At 53.8% G+C, this 19,481-nt stretch carries 14 protein-coding genes; 7 read left to right on the plus strand and 7 right to left on the minus strand.

Features of this window, described 5'->3' with window-relative positions:
- Nucleotides 1-128 precede the first annotated feature (128 nt).
- Nucleotides 129-1,655, minus strand: coding sequence for a UxaA family hydrolase (locus M6D89_RS16180; protein ID WP_253969136.1), 1,527 nt, complete (start codon nt 1,653-1,655; stop codon nt 129-131).
- 198 nt (nt 1,656-1,853) lie between these two features.
- Here M6D89_RS16180 and M6D89_RS16185 point away from each other — a divergent pair, with 198 nt between their 5' ends.
- The 6 genes from M6D89_RS16185 (at nt 1,854) to M6D89_RS16210 (ending at nt 11,660) form a co-directional block, all read left to right on the plus strand.
- Nucleotides 1,854-2,627 carry a FadR/GntR family transcriptional regulator gene (locus M6D89_RS16185; protein ID WP_253969137.1) on the plus strand — a complete coding sequence of 258 codons (774 nt, stop codon included), beginning with the start codon at nt 1,854-1,856 and terminating at the stop codon, nt 2,625-2,627.
- 110 nt (nt 2,628-2,737) lie between these two features.
- Nucleotides 2,738-4,153, plus strand: coding sequence for a glycoside hydrolase family 28 protein (locus M6D89_RS16190; RefSeq protein ID WP_253969138.1), 1,416 nt, complete (start codon nt 2,738-2,740; stop codon nt 4,151-4,153).
- A gap of 324 nt (nt 4,154-4,477) precedes the next feature.
- Nucleotides 4,478-7,180, plus strand: a complete 2,703-nt coding sequence (locus M6D89_RS16195) for a TonB-dependent receptor (protein WP_253969139.1) — start codon at nt 4,478-4,480, stop codon at nt 7,178-7,180.
- 265 nt (nt 7,181-7,445) lie between these two features.
- Nucleotides 7,446-9,953, plus strand: coding sequence for a DUF4861 family protein (locus M6D89_RS16200; RefSeq protein ID WP_253969140.1), 2,508 nt, complete (start codon nt 7,446-7,448; stop codon nt 9,951-9,953).
- A gap of 51 nt (nt 9,954-10,004) precedes the next feature.
- The gene (gene kduI / locus M6D89_RS16205; protein WP_253969141.1) at nt 10,005-10,844 is read left to right on the plus strand and encodes a 5-dehydro-4-deoxy-D-glucuronate isomerase; all 840 of its coding nucleotides are present in this window, start codon (nt 10,005-10,007) and stop codon (nt 10,842-10,844) included.
- A 21-nt stretch (nt 10,845-10,865) separates the two neighbouring features.
- Nucleotides 10,866-11,660: a gluconate 5-dehydrogenase gene (locus tag M6D89_RS16210; RefSeq protein ID WP_253969142.1), complete on the plus strand. Its 795-nt coding sequence runs from the start codon at nt 10,866-10,868 to the stop codon at nt 11,658-11,660.
- Nucleotides 11,661-11,850: 190 nt separating this feature from the next.
- On the opposite strand, the gene M6D89_RS16215 is transcribed toward M6D89_RS16210, so the two are convergent.
- From M6D89_RS16215 to uxaC, 6 genes are all read right to left on the minus strand, one after another.
- Entirely contained in the window at nt 11,851-12,675 is an 825-nt protein-coding gene (locus tag M6D89_RS16215) for a transporter substrate-binding domain-containing protein (protein WP_253969143.1), read from the minus strand.
- A gap of 108 nt (nt 12,676-12,783) precedes the next feature.
- On the minus strand, nt 12,784-13,017 hold the full coding sequence (locus M6D89_RS16220) for a DUF2789 domain-containing protein (RefSeq protein WP_253969144.1): 234 nt from the start codon (nt 13,015-13,017) through the stop codon (nt 12,784-12,786).
- A gap of 92 nt (nt 13,018-13,109) precedes the next feature.
- Entirely contained in the window at nt 13,110-13,730 is a 621-nt protein-coding gene (locus M6D89_RS16225) for an energy transducer TonB (protein WP_253969145.1), read from the minus strand.
- Nucleotides 13,731-14,146: 416 nt separating this feature from the next.
- Entirely contained in the window at nt 14,147-15,286 is a 1,140-nt protein-coding gene (locus tag M6D89_RS16230) for a pectinesterase family protein (RefSeq protein ID WP_253969146.1), read from the minus strand.
- Nucleotides 15,286-16,758 (minus strand): mannitol dehydrogenase family protein, encoded by a 1,473-nt coding sequence (locus M6D89_RS16235; protein ID WP_253969147.1) that lies wholly within the window; start codon nt 16,756-16,758, stop codon nt 15,286-15,288. Before M6D89_RS16235 ends, M6D89_RS16230 begins: the two co-directional genes overlap by 1 nt.
- A gap of 14 nt (nt 16,759-16,772) precedes the next feature.
- The gene (uxaC, locus tag M6D89_RS16240) at nt 16,773-18,188 is read right to left on the minus strand and encodes a glucuronate isomerase (RefSeq protein ID WP_253969148.1); all 1,416 of its coding nucleotides are present in this window, start codon (nt 18,186-18,188) and stop codon (nt 16,773-16,775) included.
- Nucleotides 18,189-18,500: 312 nt separating this feature from the next.
- On the opposite strand from uxaC, the gene M6D89_RS16245 reads away from it, so the two are divergent.
- A complete protein-coding gene (locus tag M6D89_RS16245; RefSeq protein ID WP_253969149.1) occupies nt 18,501-19,448 on the plus strand; it encodes a sugar kinase in 948 nt (315 codons plus the stop codon).
- The last annotated feature ends 33 nt before the right edge of the window (nt 19,449-19,481 follow it).

Genomic DNA, 19,481 nt, shown 5'->3' on the forward strand with positions numbered 1-19,481 from the left:
CGCACCCGCGCCCCACAGCGGAGAATCAAGGCGTTTGCCAGCCCGTACAGGCCACCGCTGCGGGCAGCCGGAAGGATATCGGCTTGATTACCTATATATAAGAAGCAACAAGCCGCAAAATGCAGATGCTAAACGACGGCACCTATTTTCCAGGGGTTGAACTCCGCCTCGCCGTAACCCAGCTCTTCGCTCTTGGTCTGCTCGCCCGAAGCGATGCGCAGCAAGGTGGCAAAAATCTCTTCGCCCAGAGACTCCAGAGTCTCCTCGCCATCAACCACCGATCCGCAGTTGATATCGATGTCTTCCTTCATATGCTTATAAATCGTCGAATTACTGCACAGCTTGATGCTGGGCACCGGCTTGTAACCAAACGCCGAACCACGTCCGGTGGTAAAGGCCACCAAATTGGCGCCCGAGGCCACCTGACCGGTCACCGATACCGGGTCAAAACCGGGGCTATCCATAAACACCAAACCCTTTTCGGTCACAGGTTCGGCGTACTGATACACCGCCGTCATGGTCGTAGAACCGCTTTTTGCCTGAGCTCCCAGGGATTTTTCTAAGATAGTAGTCAAGCCGCCTGCCTTGTTCCCGGGCGAGGGATTGTTATTGAGCTCAAACCCGTTGACCCGGGTGTACTCTTCCCACCAGCGAATCCGCTCCAGCAGCTGCTCGGCCACCTCGGGCGAAATCGAGCGCTGAGTCAGCAAGTGCTCAGCGCCAAAGATTTCCGGGGTTTCGGAATAAATCACCGTACCACCGTTGCGAATTAAAATATCGCCTGCCACACCTAACGCGGGGTTAGCCGTCACGCCCGACAAGGCATCGGAGCCACCGCACTGCACCGCCAGGGTCAGCTCTGAGGCGGGGCAAGTTTCGCGCTGAATATCGTTTACCTGCGCCAGCATTTTGCGCACCTCGGCCACACCCTGCTCCACAGCCGCGCGAGTACCACCCACATCCTGAATGTTATACGCCTTAAAGCGGTCGGATTCCTCCAACCCCGCCATAGCCAAAACACCATCCACCTGCATGGTTTCACAGCCCAGCCCCACCAAGAGCACGCCACCAAAATTGGGATGCGCGGCATAACCCTCGAAAGTGCGCTGCAACATCTCGTAACCTTCGCCTTCGGCGCGCATACCGCAACCGGACTCGTGGGTTAAGGCAATCACCCCATCGATATTAGGGTAATCATCCAGCGCACCAATAAAACTAAAGTTAGCCGCAATCTGCTTGGCCACCGTGGCCGAACAATTAACCGTGGTCAAAATACCAATATAGTTGCGAGTGCCCACTTTACCGCTGTCGCGGCGGTAGCCCTGAAAGGTGGCGCGCTGATCTTCGGGAATAAAATCGGTAGGCTTGGCATGACGGCAAAACCCATAGTCTTTGGCAAAATCACCCATAATGCAGTTGTGGGTATGCACGTGCTGCCCCGCACCAATATCCGCGGCGGCATAACCTATAAACTGGCCATACTTATAGATGGCATCGCCCTGCGCGATATCGCGCACGGCAAGCTTATGCATTTGGCCAACGGGCTCAGTCACCTTAATTTCTTGCCCGGCGATACTGAGCTGCTCTCCGGCCGCAATATCTTCAACAGCAATGGCAACATTGTCCTGTTGATGCAAATGAATCAGTCTAGTCACGACCACCCCTAAATATTTCAAAATCACTCAGACAGCCCAAAGCCACCTTTCTCAACTTATGCCCGACAAGTTACCAGCTAATTGGTCAGACCGCAATACTAATTTGGTATGACTGAAAAACCCCAATATTGGCTTGAGCAAAAAAGCCACTCTTGTTAGAATCAATCGGTCGTACTTCTATTAAACGTGGCACAGCAAATGAACGTATCACTCGACGCTGGAAAATTGTCGTCTGGCGGACGACTCTATCAGCGGGTCGCCGAACAACTCGCCAAAGTCATCGCCGAAGGGGAATACCCTCCGGGCTCGCGCCTGCCCGCCGAGCGTAAGCTGGCGGAACGCTTTGAGGTCAGCCGCCCCACCATCCGCGAGGCGATTATCGCCCTGGAACTGGCAGGCTTTGTCGAGGTTCGTGGCGGCTCAGGCGTCTATATTTGTAATGGCGAAAGCGAAAAACTAACCCAAACCACCCTGGATGTCGGCCCCTTTGACATTCTCGAGGCCCGGATTATGGTCGAGGGCGAGGCCGCCAGCCTGGCCGCGCAGAAGATTACCGACGAAGAAATGGCCGAAGTTCGCCAGGCCCTGGACGACATGGTTACCGAAAACGAAGGCGAACCCATCTGCGAAAAAGCCGATGAGCATTTCCATATGCTGATCGCCCGCGCCACTAAAAACGACGCCATCGTATCGGTTTGCAGCCACCTCTGGGCGCTGCGCAATAGCTCGCCTGTGTCCGCGCGCATTTTGGAAAAGGTTCGCCAGGCGGGCTCCAAGCCCCGAATTGACGAACACCACGCCATCCTTAAGGCACTGGAAGCTCGCGACCCCAAAGCGGCCCGCGCCGCCATGCGCGAACACTTAACCCGCGTTATTCAACAACTGCTGGACGCCACCGAAGCCGAAGCCGTCGAAGAAGCCCGCCGCGCCATCATGCACGATCGCAAGCGATTTAACCTGATCAACACCTAAAATAGCGCGCCTGCCTGACAAAAACCCGCGATTTGGTAATACCAAACCGCGGGTTTTTGCGTTAATCTAGCCTCACTCTTACATAACAAACGAACTGATGAGGCTCGCAAATGCCACAAATTACCCGACGCAACACCCTTAAAGGACTGGCCGCCCTCCCTCTGGCCGGCTGTGCTACAGGCAACAACAAAAAGGCTGACAGCACCGCAGCCGCCAGCGCCCCCTGGCACCTAGCGGATAGCATTGTCGCCAACACCACGGTACCCAGCTTTCGCGACCAAGACTTCAACATCACCGACTTTGGCGCCATAGGCGACGACCAAACCGACTGCTCCCAAGCCTTTGCCGACGCCATCACGGCCTGTAACGCCGCTGGCGGCGGCCGAGTCGTGGTGCCCGCAGGCACCTTTTTGACCGGCCCGATTCACCTCAAGTCCAACATCAACCTACACCTGGAAAAAGACGCCGTCATCGCCTTTTACACCGACCCCGAGCGCTTTTTACCCGCGGTATTCACCCGCTGGGAAGGGGTGGAGTTTATGGGCTACTCGCCGCTTATCTACGCCTTTGAGGAAAAGAATGTCGCCCTGACCGGCGAGGGCACCCTGGATGGGCGCGCCAACCCCACCACCTGGTGGCCCTGGAAAGGCAATAAAGAATGGGGAGTGGAAGGCTACCCTAGCCAAAAAGAAGGTCGCGACAAACTGTTTGCCGAGGCCGAAGCGGGCGTGCCCCCCGAGCAGCGCCACTATGCGGACGGTTATTACTTTCGCCCCCCTTTCGTACAGCCCTACCGCTGCGAAAATGTATTGATTGAAGGGATTAAAATCATCAACGCCCCCTTCTGGCTCCTCAACCCGGTGTTGTGCGAAAACGTCACAGTTCAAAAGGTCACCTTGGAAAGCCTGGGCCCCAACTCCGACGGCTGCGATCCCGAATGCTGCAAAAACGTCGTTATTGATAGCTGCTACTTCGACACCGGCGATGACTGTATCGCCATTAAATCAGGGCGCAACAACGATGGACGCCGGGTAAACACCCCTACCGAGAACGTGGTTATCCGCAACTGCCAAATGCGTGCGGGGCACGGCGGCGTGGTTATCGGCAGCGAAATTTCCGGCGGCGTGCGCTATGTCTTCGCCGAAAATAACACCATGAGCAGCCCCGACCTGGAGCGCGGCTTTCGCATTAAAACCAACTCGGTACGCGGCGGCTTGCTCGAACATCTTTATATGCGCGACTGCACCATCGGCACCGTGAAAGACGCCATAGTGATCAACTTCCACTACGAAGAAGGTGACGCAGGCAACTTTGACCCCACGGTCCGCCACGTCGAGGTGCGCAACCTAACCTGCGACCAGGCCCACCAGGTATTTAAGGTACGCGGATTTGATCGCGCCCCCATTACTGACCTGAGGTTTTATAACTGCGAGTTCAAGCAAGCCGATGAGCCCGGCGTTATCGAGAACGTAGAGGGCCTGGTCACCAAACAAGTCACAATCAACGGCAAACCCTTTAAGGCCTGATAGTCAACCAGACCAAATGCGGTCATGCCAATTTTTGCGCCAAGTACTCAGCCTGCCCCTCATTCAGAGGGTCAGGCCAATTTTTATAGAAAAGCTTTTTCAAAAATAAAAACAATTCCTGCCAAGTTAGCGTTTCAAGCAATTTCCCCCTAAAAAAAATGGTTAAAACCCTAAAATTGGTAATGCAGAAGCTATTGCGTGGTTTACCAATTTGTGCCACTATCAATTTGCTAGATTAACGCAATTGGTCAATGCAATTAAAAAAACAGGATCATTGCAAAAGCAGTTACGCTCACAACCAACCATCGGAATGGGGATAAAATAATGAATAATCCTAATGTAAAACCACTGGTTGCCGCGATTGCCCTGGCAACTGCAGCAACAACGTCCTATGCCCAGGACAACAGTGCAGATGATGCACAATTGCTCGAAGAAGTTGTAGTTACCGGTTTTCGCGGCAGTATTGCGAGCTCTTTGAATACCAAGCGTGATGCAGCCGGCTCTGTAGATGCCATCTACGCCGAAGATATCGCTGACTTTCCAGATCAAAACCTTGCCGAGTCTCTCCAGCGGATTCCCGGTGTGGCCATTACTCGCGACGCGGGTGAAGGTCGTCAAGTAAGCGTGCGTGGTCTGGGCCCTCAGTTTACCCGGGTTCAGATCAACGGAATGGAAGCCATGTCCACCACCGGTGGTACCGACTCCTCGGGCGGCGCGAACCGCTCACGCTCATTCGACTTTAACACCTTCGCATCCGAGCTATTCACCGAGCTGGCCGTACTCAAAACCTCGTCTGCCGACGTAGATGAAGGTTCTCTGGGTGCCACCATTCAACTGAAAACCGCCCGCCCATTAGACGCCGACGATAACTTCAATGCGGCCGTTAATGCCCAACTGGGTTATAACGACCTGTCTGAAGAATCTGACCCCAAGCTTTCTGCCGTTATCAGCGGTAAGAACGATTCAGAGACCTTTGGCTGGCTTGCGTCTGTTTCCTACAGCGACCGCAACGCTTTGGAGGAAGGCTTCAGTACCGTACGCTGGCAACAGTCAGGCGACTGGATTTCTTGCGGCAATTGCGCCGACGGCGACCCAAGTGAAGTCAGCGATTATTTCCACCCCCGTATTCCACGCTATGGCAAGCTGACTCACGAGCAAGAGCGCATCGGTTTCACCGGTACTCTGCAATGGCGTCCGACCGACCGCACCGAAATTGTCGTTGACTATTTGCAGTCAACCTTCGATGCCAGCCGCGATGAAGAATTCCTTGAAGCGCTGATTCGCTCTGAAGCCGATAGCACTAATCTGCTGAGCTATGAAGTCGATAGCAATGGCACCATGGTGGCGGGTTCACTGGATAATGCCAACATCCGTATCGAAAACCGTCATGACGAACTGGAAACCGACTTTTCACAATTTACAGCCGAACTGACTCACGACTTTACCGATAGCTTCCGCGTTAGCGCTCTGGTAGGCACCTCGGAATCAAGTTTTGAGAACCCCATTCAGACCACCGTTATCTTCGATGATAAGGCGTCTGCGGGTATTGAAGGTGCGACGCCCGCTCAATATACCTGGGACTTCACTAGCAACAATGAACTACCCGAAGTTTCCTTCGGCAACTTCGATGTTCAAAACCCAGATAACTTTGTTTACACCAACATTCGCCAGCGTCCCAACTACACCGACAACAACTTCGATAACTTTAAGTTCGATGCAGAGTGGGATATTAACAACGCTCTGACCCTAAAAGGTGGTGTGAGCTATAAGAGCTACGAGTTTGATGTAGGCGAAAAGCGCTACGACACTAGCCTCAGCGGTATTGATAGCGTAGGTGGTCCAATCGCTATTGATGGTCTTTATTATATTACCAGCATGGGCGACGGTCTCGGTGCGCCATCGGGAACAACTCTGAGCTGGATCAGCCCAGATGTAGGCGCAGCCTCAGACGCCGTAGGCCTGGACAGCCTGCCGGTTTCCAACGACCGCCTGCAAGACAACCGCAGCGTGAGCGAAGATGACACTGGCTACTTTGTACAGCTGGACTGGAACACTGAACTCGCCGGCATGGGCTTCCGTGGTAACGCGGGCGTGCGCTACGTAGAAACCGATCAATCATCTTCTGGCTTCCAAGATGCCGGCGACGAGCCAGTACTTGTAACCGTTGATCGTACCTACGACGATACTCTGCCAGCTATCAACACTGTGCTGGAAGTGACCGACAACATGTTCGTGCGTGCCTCATGGGCCAAAGTTATGACTCGTCCATCACTAAGCGATGTAACTCCGGGCGGTAGCGTCGATGGCTTTAACAACACTGTGAGCTACGGCAACCCCTTCCTCGATCCTTTCCGCGCCGATGCCATCGACTTATCGTGGGAATGGTACTTTATGGACGATGCGCTGCTGTCTGTGGCCTACTTCCAAAAAGATATCGAGTCGTTCATTACCAGCCGTACCGACGAAGGCGTAGCATGGTCTGACTTGGGCTTGCCTGATGACCTGCTTAACGGTACTCCGGCCGACCCGAGCGAAAGCTTCGACGTTAACCGTCGCGTAAATGGCGGCGGCGGCGACCTGGACGGCTTTGAAATCCAGTACCAACAGCCTTTCACTGAAAACATCGGTATCATCCTGAACTACACCAAAGTAGATTCTGAAGTGAACTATGCTGCTGACGGTGAAGAACCCGATATGAATCAGCTGACCGGCATGTCGCCCAAGTCATACAACGGTACTCTGTACTTTGAAAATGACACCTTTGGTGCTCGTATCTCCTACACCTTCCGTGACGATTACCTGACCCGCTATCCGGGCCGCAACGGTAACGACTTGGAATACACAGCCAGCACCGCCAATGTTGACATGTCACTGAACTACAATGTGACAGAAAGCCTGAAGCTGACCTTAGAGGGCATTAACCTGACCGATGAGTTTAACCACCAAGTAGTGGATAGCTCTGATCGTGTTAGCGTTTACCACCACACTGGCACCCAGTACTATCTGGGCGCCCAGTACAAGTTCTAAGATCCACTTTAGAGCAACAATGGGCACCGCACTGCGGTGCCCATTTATTATCAGGGACCCTTTGCTTACGGAGCTTGCTCCTTAACCAAAGTTTTCTTGAAGCAACTTAACCCGGACGGTTCAATGACTTATATGGTTTTTTGAATTGACCGGTTTTTATCTATCAATAAAACCGCCTCTTACCGGCAGGAGCACACAGCTAGGTTGAAGTGCTCCAGACGTTCAACAGCCCCTACCCATCAACCAATAACAACAGGTAATCATTATGCCCAAACAAGCATCTCTTGCCGCGCTGGTTGCGCTGAGTTCGCTGGCCTTAACCGCCTGTCAGGAATCGGAAACTCCGACGCCCGAGGCTGCCCCCGCCGCAAAACCGCAAAGCAGTGCGGCCAGTGCCGCCGCCGAACCTAAAACGGTTGCCCAAATCACACTCACTAACCCCTCTGACTTTGCTCGCAGTGACGAACCCTACTTTATCAGCTACGATGAGCTGGGCATCAGCGGCAGCAGTGCCACCACTTTGGGCTTTGTCGTCGATGGCGAACCGCTAGCCAGCCAAGCAATAGACCGCGATGGCGATGGTGACAACGATAGCTTGTTTACCCTGATCGATATCGACGCGGGCGCCAGCATTGCATTGAACGTTCAGGAAGGTGCAGCTAAAAACGCCGCCACTCAGCGCGCGCAAGCGGAAATTTCCCGCAAAACCGGCGGCGAGTGGCAGGAAGATCCGGAAAAACCCGGCAAACAAATTTATGTCGGCGGTGAGTTTGAAAACGTGGACGCTTTGACCCCACCCGAACAGCACGACGATCACTCTTACTTTATTCGCTACGAAGGCCCGGGGATAGAATCGGACCTGGTTGGCTATCGTATCTATTTAGACCGTCGCAACGGCTTTGATATTTTTGGCAAAAAGACCCACGACATGGTTTTACAAAATGTGGGGCAAGACGGTTTTGATTCCTACCATGAGCCAGCCGACTGGGGTATGGACATTCTAAAAGTGGGCAGCTCGCTGGGCGCCGGTGGCTATGGTTACTGGGACGGTGAAAAAGTCGTTCGCGTTAATGATGTTAAAGGTTGGGACGCCAAGATTCTCGACAACGGCAACCTCTATTCGTCATTCAGTATTGACTACAAAAACTGGAAAGTCGCCGACACTGAAACCGACTTAAATGCCAAGCTATCCATGCACGGTGGCAGCCGACTGGTACACACTCGTTTGGATCTGACCCAGCCGCTGGATAATTTTGCGATTGGTTTAGTCAAACACCCGGGCACCGAGCTGATCCAGGGCGACGTCGATATCACCGGTAAGGCCTACACCTATGTGGCCAGCTGGGGCAAGCAAACCCTGAATGACGACCATCTGGGTATGGCGTTATTATTCCGGAAATCAGAGCGTGAAGAGCAAACACAAGACGAGCACAATTATGTGTCGGTCATGAAATCCGCTGCCGAGGATATGGACTACTACTTTCTCGCTGCCTGGGAAGGCGAAACCGAAGGCGTTAACAGCAAAGCCGAGTTTGTCGAGTACCTGGAGCGCGAGGCCGAAAAACTCACCTTACCGCTACGCGAGCAGGTCACTACCGCCCACAGCGAGGCGGAAAAGTCTTATCCGGTCAGTGGCGAGCAGGCGTTAGAGTGGAGCAAACGCCTGGCCGACTCCGAGCTGGAACGCAAAACCATGGGCTACCACTTTGGCGGCTGGGATGTGCACCGCGAGCGCAATCCTAAGTTTGAATACGACATTGTCGGCCTGTTGCCCCTGGCCTATGACGAACTCAACCAAGAAGCGCCCGCCGAAAAATATGCGCAGGTTATGCCCAAAGTCACCGGCAGTTTTATCAACGACAAAGGCGAGATCGGTCGCTATAAGCTGTCTAACTACAATATTGACTCCATCGCCCCGGGGCGCAATCTGCTGCGCCTGTATGAAGAGACCGGCAAGGAGAAGTATAAAATTGCCGCCACCACCCTGCGCGAGCAGCTAGAGTCGCATCCGAAAACCAGCGAAGGCGCTTTCTGGCACAAGCAAAAGTACACCAGCCAAGTGTGGCTGGATGGCGTTTACATGGGCATGCCCTTCCTCGCCCACTACTCGCAACTGTTTGAAGACGGCGCCAGTATTCACGAGGTGGTGAAAGAGTTTGAACTGACCCACAAATACCTGCGCGACAGCGAAACCGGCCTGTACTACCACGCCTGGGACGAAGAAAAACAACAGGATTGGGCCGACAAAGAAACCGGCCTGTCCGGCTATTTCTGGGGCCGAGGCATGGGTTGGTTGGCCATGGCGGTGGTGGATGTGATGGATTATATTCCCGCCGAAGACACCGAATCGCGTCAGGTGCTGCTGAACATGATTACCGAAATGGCGGCCGATCTGAAAAAGTACCAGGATCCGGAAACCGGCACCTGGTGGCAGATTATGAATATGCCCGAAGCCACCGGCAACTACCGTGAATCCAGCGCCAGCTCAATGTTTACCTACTTTTATGCCAAAGCGATTCGCAACGGCTATATTGGTGATGAATATAAAGATACCGCACAAAAAGCCTACGACGGCTTAATCAGCGAATTTATTACCGTGCACGCCGACGGTATGGTGAGCCTGACCAACATCTGCTATGTCGCGGGCCTCGGTTTTGGCCGCGATGGCAGTTACGATTACTATATGAGTGAACCGGTCTACGAGAACGACCCCAAAGGCACCGGACCGTTTATTCTCGCGGGTATTGAAATCTACCGCATGAAAAACCAATAACGGGGCCACGGCCCCGTCACTGTGATTGCCGAACCGCAATTGGGAGATACCATGAAAATTATTGAAGAGCGTTTTGCTGTTCATAAAGACGACTACAAGCACTACGACACCGACAAGCTGCGCGAGCATTTTTTGATTGAAAAAATTTTTGCCGCCGATGAAGTGCTGTTTACCTACACCCACTACGAGAGAATTATGGTGGGAGGCGTCATGCCGGTTAGTGCCGATGTGCCACTTGAGCCCGTCTATCAGCAAAAGGCCGACCACTTTCTGGAGCGTCGCGAGCTGGGCGCCATTAATGTGGGCGGCAAGGGCGCGATTACCGTGGACGGCGAGCGCTTTGAGCTGAACACCAAAGAGGCTCTATACATCGGTCGCGGCGCTAAAGAAGTGACTTTTTCCAGCGACAACCCAGACCAGCCCGCCAAGTTCTATATGAACTCAGCCCCGGCACATCACGCCTATCCGCACAAAAAAGTCGGCATGTCGGACGCCAAGGTACTGGAGTTGGGCTCCAGCGAAACCTGTAACGAGCGCCGCATTAACCAGCTGCTGATCAACGGCGTGGTCGATACTTGCCAGCTGCAAATGGGCATGACCGAGCTGCAACCCGGTAGTATCTGGAACACCATGCCGGTGCACACCCACAGCCGCCGTATGGAGGCTTACTTCTATTTCAATATTCCCGAAGAGCAGGCGGTGTGTCATTTTATGGGCCCCGCCGAAGAAACTCGTCACATCTGGGTGGGTAACGAGCAAGCCATCGTCTCGCCGCCCTGGTCCATGCACTCGGGCGTCGGTACCGCCAACTACACCTTTATTTGGGGTATGGCGGGGGAAAACCTCGACTACACCGACATGGACTTTCACAAGCCTCATACCCTGAAGTAATACGACGTTTAAGGATTCAATATGTCTACCGAATTATTTAACCTTGAAGGCAAAGTAGCGCTGGTTACCGGCGCCACTCACGGCCTGGGCATGGCCATGGCCATGGGCCTCGGTAAAGCTGGCGCCACTGTGGTGATTAACGGCCATTCCTCGCAAGAGAAAGTGGACGCCGCACTCAAAGAATATCGCGACGCCGGTATTACCGCCCACGGCTATCTGTTTAACGTCACCGACGAAAACCAGGTCGCCGACGCCGTCGCCCAAATCGAAAGCGAAGTCGGCCCCATCGATGTTCTGGTAAACAACGCCGGTATTATCCGTCGCACCCCCATGCTGGAAATGGAACTGGCCGAGTGGGAGAATGTGATTAAAACCGACCTTACCGGCGTGTTTGTGATGACCAAACCCGTGGTCGCCAGCATGATCAAACGCGGTGGCGGTAAGGTCATTAACATCTGCTCAATGATGAGCGAGCTGGGCCGCAGCTCGGTGGGCGCTTATGCCGCTGCCAAGGGTGGCTTGAAAATGCTGACTCGCAATATGGCCACCGAATGGGCCAAACACAATGTCCAGGTGAACGGTATTGGCCCCGGCTATTTTGCCACCAGTCAAACCGCGCCCATCCGTGTAGACGGCAACCCCATGAACGAGTTTATTATCAGCCGCACGCCCGCCGGCCGCTGGGGTGACCCGGAAGACTTACAGGGTGCCACGGTGTTTTTATCCTCTAAAGCATCGGACTTTGTCACAGGGCAAATCGTCTACGTCGATGGTGGCATACTAGCCACTATCGGCCGCCCCGCTAACGAAAGTTAGCCTTCAAGGCCCCCGCATCGCGGGGGCTTTTTGGTTTTATCCCCCCACTCTGCGAGCCAGGTGTACATTAAATCCAGTACAAAATGTGCTCTCGCTGCACTTCAACAGCAAGGCTTCCCAGAGCCAACACTCAAAAAACCTCTGACTAACGGTCTTCACAATGCATTGCTCGCCGAGCCGGCTGCTAAGGTTAAAGCAAAGGGAACATACGACTGGGGTTTTCCAGATTAATCACCCGGCAGCGGCGCGGCTTACTGGCCTCGTCGCTAGGCAAGCTGCCATCGGCATGCATAGCTTCTAACCCAGCCTGCAAGCGACTGGCGAGTTCTGGATGTTGGTTGGATACCACGGGAAAGCTGGACAGAGGGTAGTAAATCATCAGCTCGGGCACCACGGCCAGCTCAGCGCCCTCACCCGAGTGTAACTCCAGGATAGATTCGGTCTCCTCTACCCCCAAAGGAATATAATCGATATTCCCCTCGCGCAGCAGCGCAAACAAATCCGGCAGGCCGTTGGCGCCACGAATCGGCAACTCGTTGGCTTCGTATACCCACATGTCCGGCCAGCTGGCGCCCTGTCCCGCAGTGTAACCGCTTAGCTCGGCGTGGGAATCGATTTGACCAAACTCGGACAATCGCTCTTTTAATACGACCAAGTTTCGATAGCCGAGCTTGCCCCCGGCAATGGGCACGGGGATTAGCTTGATTTCATCCGGCGGAAAATCAGTGTAGGAGGTGGGGACAATATGCATAATTTCGCCCCGAGCCAGGTGCTGGCGCCACTGCGAGGCCTTGCTGGGATCATCACTAATGACTAACCGGTAGGGGCCAAAGCTGTGGCGCGTGCGCTCCAGTGCCTGACGGATAACGCTTATTTCATGTTGGGCACGCCCCGGAGCATTGCCACCAATCCATAAAACGTATTCGGGGACGGACTTTTCGTCGGAAGCTGTACCCTGAGCTACAGCGCACAGTGGAAACAACAACCCCAGTGCCATCAGCAAAACTCGCCGCATTACCGCCTCCGCTCAGACCTGCCCGTTAAAGGCGCCAATCATAGCACAGGCGACTGCCGGAGAAAGCTAGCGATGGATAGAGGCCCGTTCAAACCCAATCAGCTGGCGTTAATGGCGTAAAAGCGCGTCAAGCTCGTCTACTACCTCGGCCCAATCGGCGTCGTCAGCAATCGCCTGTTGTAAAAAGCGCTTCTGACTAGGATTCCAAAATGGCGCCTCAGCCAGCTTAGTATCGGCTCTCAAAGGTCGGTGCGCGGCAATAAAGGATTCTATCTCGCCCGACTCGCTAGCCAGGCCCAGTTGATCAAACAGTGCAGACAAGGGATGTACCGGCGGCTCCATAATATACTCCTGCGTCGGTTTCACTAAAAACTACGGCCGGCCCCCACTAAACGGCGGGCCGGCAACTCGAGTCGGCTACTTTTTTCAGTCGACTACTTTGACAATTCGAAAATAAACCGGTTCTGAACCCCGTGCACCTCCACTGGCACACCATTTTCCACCTTAGGCTTGTATTTAAAACCCTCGGCGGCGCGAATGGCGGCGCTATTAAAGACACGAGTAGCCTCGCCCTCCAGAGTTTCGGCACTGATTACAATGACGTCGCGGGTAGCACCGGTCCGGGTTACGGTAAAAGACACCACCACCTCACCTTCCATTCCCCGGGTCAAAGCCCGACGCGGGTAATGCGGGGCCACCTTGACCAGAGGCAAGTAATCCCCCGGCTGCGCCAGATTAATAGTGAAATCATCGGCAGCGGCCGTGGGTGTCGCAAATACCTTGGTATTAGGCCCCTCGGTCTCAATCTTTACCTTATCGTCAACCTGTGGAACAGGCGGTGGTACCGGTGGATCTTCAGGTCGATCTATGGCTTTTGGGACCGGATCGGCGATCACCAGTTCGGGCATCACAATTTTAGCAATAGTGGTAGGCGCGGCGGGCTCAATATAGTGATAATCGGTTTGAATCAATGTGGCCATTAAAAGCAATAAGCCGGCGGTTGAGAAAAAACCCAGAGGAATTGCGGTGTAACGCATAGCCGTTGCAGTCGTCATAATCCATTACCTATCCGTTAAAAGGCTTCTCTATAAACATAGGTAATGAATTAACAGCGCGCAAAGTTTATTTTGGTCTATGAATGTGGGGGTTAAGAAATTATGTGCTATTGAACCAGAGCTAGCTTACAAGCAAACACCTCTGCCACTGATCGGGAACAACAAACTGGCAAAACCAGGGTTACATTATCTGTAGTAGCGCAGAGCTAAATCTGGCTGGCAAGGATAAAAACAAATAACTCTCAGCTCAGGACAGAACCGCCGCGCAACCAAACTCTGAGTCAAAATAACTGTCTGGTCGCGAGAATAGTAACACCAGCCTCGAATGAGACTGGTATTTAGGAGGGGCGGAGCATTAAAACCACCCTAGGGAAAATAACAGAAAGACAGCAAAGGAGCGCATTGCGCGCTCCGAGCTACCGGCCTAATTCACGCTTAAAACGATCGATAAATTCTTGCAGCGCTTTAAACTCGGTGTCCGATAGTGTCCGACGTTGCGAATGATCGCTAGCACCCGCGCCCTTTGAGTTCAGCTCGTAAAAACGCGACTCGTCGGGAGTAAAGATTCGGCTCTTGGTGCCATCGCGAGCGGTACCGCTCATACTCGCCCAACCCTCATTGCGAATGTGTCCGTCCATCCAGGTATTAATGTAGATGGCTGAACCAATCGCGTCGGGGTCGGCATAGCGGCCGTCCGCAAAGGTAGTAGTGGGGTGCCAGGGGCGCCCCAAAGAGACACTGTTGTCGGGAACGCCCGCTTCGCGTTCAAGGCGCGAGTCGATAAACACCAAGCCGTAGGGCTGCTTGATATTGGTGGAAGGCGCGCTCAGATGCCCCTGAATATCCCCGGGAGAAAACGCCTTGGCACGCGGACGCGAAACAATTTGGCAATTTTCAAACACGGCCAAGCCATCGCCAAAAATAAAATCCACATTGCCGCTGATGCGACTGTTGTGAAAGTAGCTGCGCCCGCCATCGGCGAACACCGTATCCTGATACCCGTCGATAATGCTATCGGTGATCAGAGTTTTGTCGCTATCTACATCCAGCAATAAAGCGGCCGCCTGGGTGTGAGGCAATTTGGCAGGATCGTCTTTGCTAAGTGCGTCGTTGGCGAGATAATCAAAACTGTTTTCGATATGCAGATTATGCAAATGCACCCCAACCGCATTGATCGTAAGCGTGGCCGACCCCGGCGTGCCCCAGTCATCGCGATGATAGACACCGGCGATATTAGCGTAGGCATCGAAGTAGAGTCGCGGCGGCGTGTCGCTCAACCCGGTTAACGACACATGGTCGCGAGCTATGGTGACTTTCTCATAGTAATCACCCGAAGCAACGGCAATATTACTGTGTCCAGCCTGTAGCGCACCGGCAATAGAACCATAGCGCGCAACCTCTGGGTACTGCTCGATTGCCTGGCTACCCGGCGGAGCAACCAAGGCATCAAATCCCGCTTCAGCGCGAGCTTGATGCAAGGCAAACAACGCCACTGCAACGACCACCAAGAACTGGACAATACGCCAAGCCCCGGAATGCTTGTGTAGCGACCCCATTACAGCGCTGCCTTAACCGCTGCAAGCACGCCCTGCTCGCTTATACGGGCCAGCCAGTCAGCGGTCGTGGTTTGCACTTTCTCGCTGTTGGCAATGGCTTCAGGAAAGACGGCCTTAACGCCCAATACGGCCGCTACAGTAGCGGCGGCATCGCCGCGGTTGGCCTCTACCAGCGCCTTTAAGTCATCCGCCAGAGGATCTTGTACATCAATCGGCTGACCGCGCTCATCAACTGCTGAGACGTAACGAATCCAGGCAGCCAATGCCAGGCACAGATACTCGATATTACCATCACCTTCTAACTGCGCTGCGAGAGTTTGCAACCAGCGCTGAGGAATTTTTTGCGAGCCATCCATCGCAATCTGCCAGGTGCGATGCTTAAGCCCCGGGTTAGCGAAGCGCTCGCGCAATTGCACCTTGTACTCTTCCATATCGAAGCCTGCGGGCACCTCAACGGTCTGCCCCACTTCGCGATCCATAAATACTTGGCAAAGTTCCGCCAAAACCGGCTCGCGCATGACTTCGCTGACATAGTCAAAACCGGCCAAGTAACCGGCGTATGCTAAAAGCGAGTGACTGCCGTTGAGCAGACGCAACTTCATAATTTCGTAAACGTGGACATCGTCAACCAACAAAGCCCCCGCATCTTCCCAGGCGGGCCGCTGGGAACAGAACTTGTCTTCTATCACCCACTGACTAAAGGGCTCGGCCAACACCATGCCTTCGTCGCGCAGGCCCAGCTTGCCTTCCAACTCGCCGCGGTCAGCGTCGGTCGTGGCGGGGACAATGCGGTCAATCATAGTGCAGGGGAAAGTTGTGTTAGCGCGAATCCAGGCGGCCAGCTCGGCGTCGAATTTATCGGCGTATTGCAACACGACCTTTTCTAACACCTCACCGTTATTCGGCAGGTTATCGCAGCTTAATACGGTAAAGCTTTTCTCGCCCGCCTGGCGGCGTGCATTCAGTGCACCCACAATGTAACCGATAGCCGACTTGGGAGTTTCCGGGTTTTCCAAATCGTGCACGATATCTGGGTGACTTTGATTTAAGTTACCCGTCGCCGGATCGTGGCAATAACCTTTTTCGGTTACAGTCAGCGATATAATTTTTATGTCTGGGCTACTCATCACCTCAAGCAAAGTGGCGGGGGATTCAGGCCCCACCAATACATCCTTGACCGCACCGACCACTTGAAACTTTTCACCCTCCGGGCCGCGCTCGACAATGGTGTACAAACCGTCTTGTTCGGCCAGCTGGTTTTTTACGGTGGGCGAACGCAAGCTGGCACCTATAATTTGCCAATCCTGTGCGCCTTTGTTTAACAACGCCTCGGTATACCAGGCCTGGTGGGCACGGTGAAAAGCACCAATACCCAAGTGCACAATACCCGCTTTTTGCGCGTCGCGATCATAACCGGGCAGGCTAGCCGTATCGGCCAGCTTGTCCAGATTACTTTTATTTAAACGTTGCATAAAAGTCCCTACTCTTAATCGAGTTTGTAAGCTTGTTTAACCAGACGGTAGGTCAAGTCGATGGCCACTTCTTGCGCTTCATCTTCGGGCAAACGGTGCTCGGCCACCAAGCGCGCCAAAAAGTTACAATCCATACGGCGCGCGACATCATGACGCGCAGGAATTGACAAGAAAGCGCGGGTGTCATCATTAAAACCCACGGTATTGTAAAAACCCGCCGTTTCGGTAATTTGCTCGCGGAAGCGGCGCATACCTTCGGGGCTGTCGTGGAACCACCAGCTGGGGCCCAGCTTCAGCACTGGGTAGTGGCCGGCCAAAGGCGCCAGCTCGCGGGAGTAAACAGTTTCGTCCAGCGTAAACAAAATAATCGACAAGCGGTTGTCGTTACCGTATTTATCCAGCAGCGGCTTAAGCGCATTCACGTACTCGGTTTGCGAGGGAATATCTGCGCCCTTATCGCGACCAAACTTCTCAAACACATGGGGGTTATGGTTGCGGAACGAGCCCGGGTGAATCTGCATCACCAGGCCGTCTTCAATGCTCATGCCCGCCATTTCGGTAAGCATTTGCCCACGGAAAGTTTCCGCCTCTTGCTTGCTGCACTGCCCCGCCAAGGCTTTGGCGAACAGCTTCTCACACTCGGCAACTGACAAATCAGACGTCTGCGCTGTGGGGTGGCCATGGTCGGTAGAGGTGGCACCGAAAGATTTAAAATACTCGCGGCGATTTTTCAATGCGGCCAGATAGCCCTTCCAGTTGGTAGTATCTTCACCGGTAATTTTCCCCAGGCGAGCGACGTTATCGGCAAAGCCTTCAAAGTCGGGGTCAACCACGGGGTCCGGACGGTAGGCGGTAATTACGCCGCCCTTCCAGCCGCTCTCGCGAATTTTCTTGTGGTGACGCAAATCATCCAGGGGCGACTCGGTGGTGGCCAACCACTCAATGTTGTAGCGCTCCATTAATGCGCGTGGACGGAAGGCCTCGGTTTGCAAAGCGCTGTTAATACGCTCGTAGTATGCGTCAGCGTTTTTATCACTCAGGATTTCTTCGAATCCAAACACTTCCTTGAAAACATAGTCCAACCACATGCGCGAAGGCGTACCGCGAAAGGCATAGTAATGCTTGGCAAATAGACGCCAGATTTTTTTAGGGTCTTGCTCAACGGGCAAGCCGGCTTTACTCGGAATCCCCAAATCGACCAGCGGCACACCCAGGCTGTACAACATGCGGAACACATAGTGATCGGGTTTAATCAGCAGCTCTGCGGGGTTGGGAAACAGCTCATTGTCGGCAAACCACGAGGGGTCGGTGTGGCCATGGGGGCTGACAATGGGCAGGTCTTTAACTTCTTGATACAGACGTCGGGCGATGGCGCGGGTGGTCTCATCGGCGGGAAACAGACGATCTGGGTGTAATGTGAGTGCACTCATGATGAATTAACTACCGTAGTTTATAGTGTTCGACAAACCAGTCTGACCAAGTCAGCTTATGGCAGGCCTTTAGGTATGACCAATTTATGGTTACAAAAGCGCTTCACTCTGTCAATCTTTACCGCCAGCGAAGGCAATAAAAGCCGAAAGATTAGCCGATGTAACGGCAAATTTGACCATTCTGAAAGATTCGCCATATAGTCTATATCACCATAACAAAAACCGAAACACCGGCTCTTGCCTTGAATAATCGGCATGACCAATTGTAGAATCCCTGCACAGTTATAACCTTAACCATAAAGCGAGAGAACCATGGCTCAGATTGCCTGTATTGGCGAAGTAATGATTGAACTGGCCGCAGCCGAAGCGGGCCCACAGGGCGGCGAGCGCAAAGCTCTGTCTTACGCCGGCGACACCTACAACACCGTAGTCACGCTGGCTCGCCTGGGTACACCAACTGCCTATGTAACACGCCTGGGTGATGATCACTACAGTGATGCCATCATTGACCGCCTAGCCCAGGAGAGCATAGACACCAACTGCATTGTTCGCCATGAGGGCAAGGTGCCAGGGCTGTATATGATTCACAACAGCCCCGACGGTGAGCGCGAGTTCTTCTACTGGCGCGATCGCGCTCCCGCCCGCCAGCTGTTTCATATTGAAGGCGAACTGAGCGCTCTTGCAGAACAGCTAGACAACACCGAAATGCTGTATTTATCCGGCATCACTCTGGCCATTATTGGCGACAGCGGGCGCCAGAACCTCATTAAGTTTCTTCAGACTTACAAAGCCCGGGGTGGCAAAGTGGCGTTTGACAGTAACTATCGCCCTCGCCTGTGGGAGAGCCCCCAGCAGGCCCAGCAAGCCAACCGCGATCTTTTGGCTTTGACCGATCTGGCCCTGTTAACGCTGGACGACGAGGAACTCCTATGGGGCACCGATGGGGATGCTGTGGCGGAAGTTAAGGCTCGCTACCGCGATTGTGACATTGGCCAAATCGTTCTAAAGCGCGGCGCCGAGGATGTCATTATTTTGCAGGGCGATAGCGAAGAGCGGGTAGACGTACCCAAGGTCACCGATGTTGTGGACACCACCGCCGCTGGCGATACCTTTAACGCCGGTTATCTAGCCGCCCATTTGGCAGGCAAAACGGCTACCGAAGCGGCGGCGCAAGCCAATCGCTGTGCCGGCATTATTATTCGCCATCGCGGGGGCGTTATCGACAAACAGTTGTTTCTCGACGAGCTGGCCACACGCTAAAGGCCCGGCCACCCCACAGGGTGGCCTATACCA

Source organism: Gilvimarinus xylanilyticus, assembly GCF_024195295.1.
GTDB classification, from domain to species: domain Bacteria; phylum Pseudomonadota; class Gammaproteobacteria; order Pseudomonadales; family Cellvibrionaceae; genus Gilvimarinus; species Gilvimarinus xylanilyticus.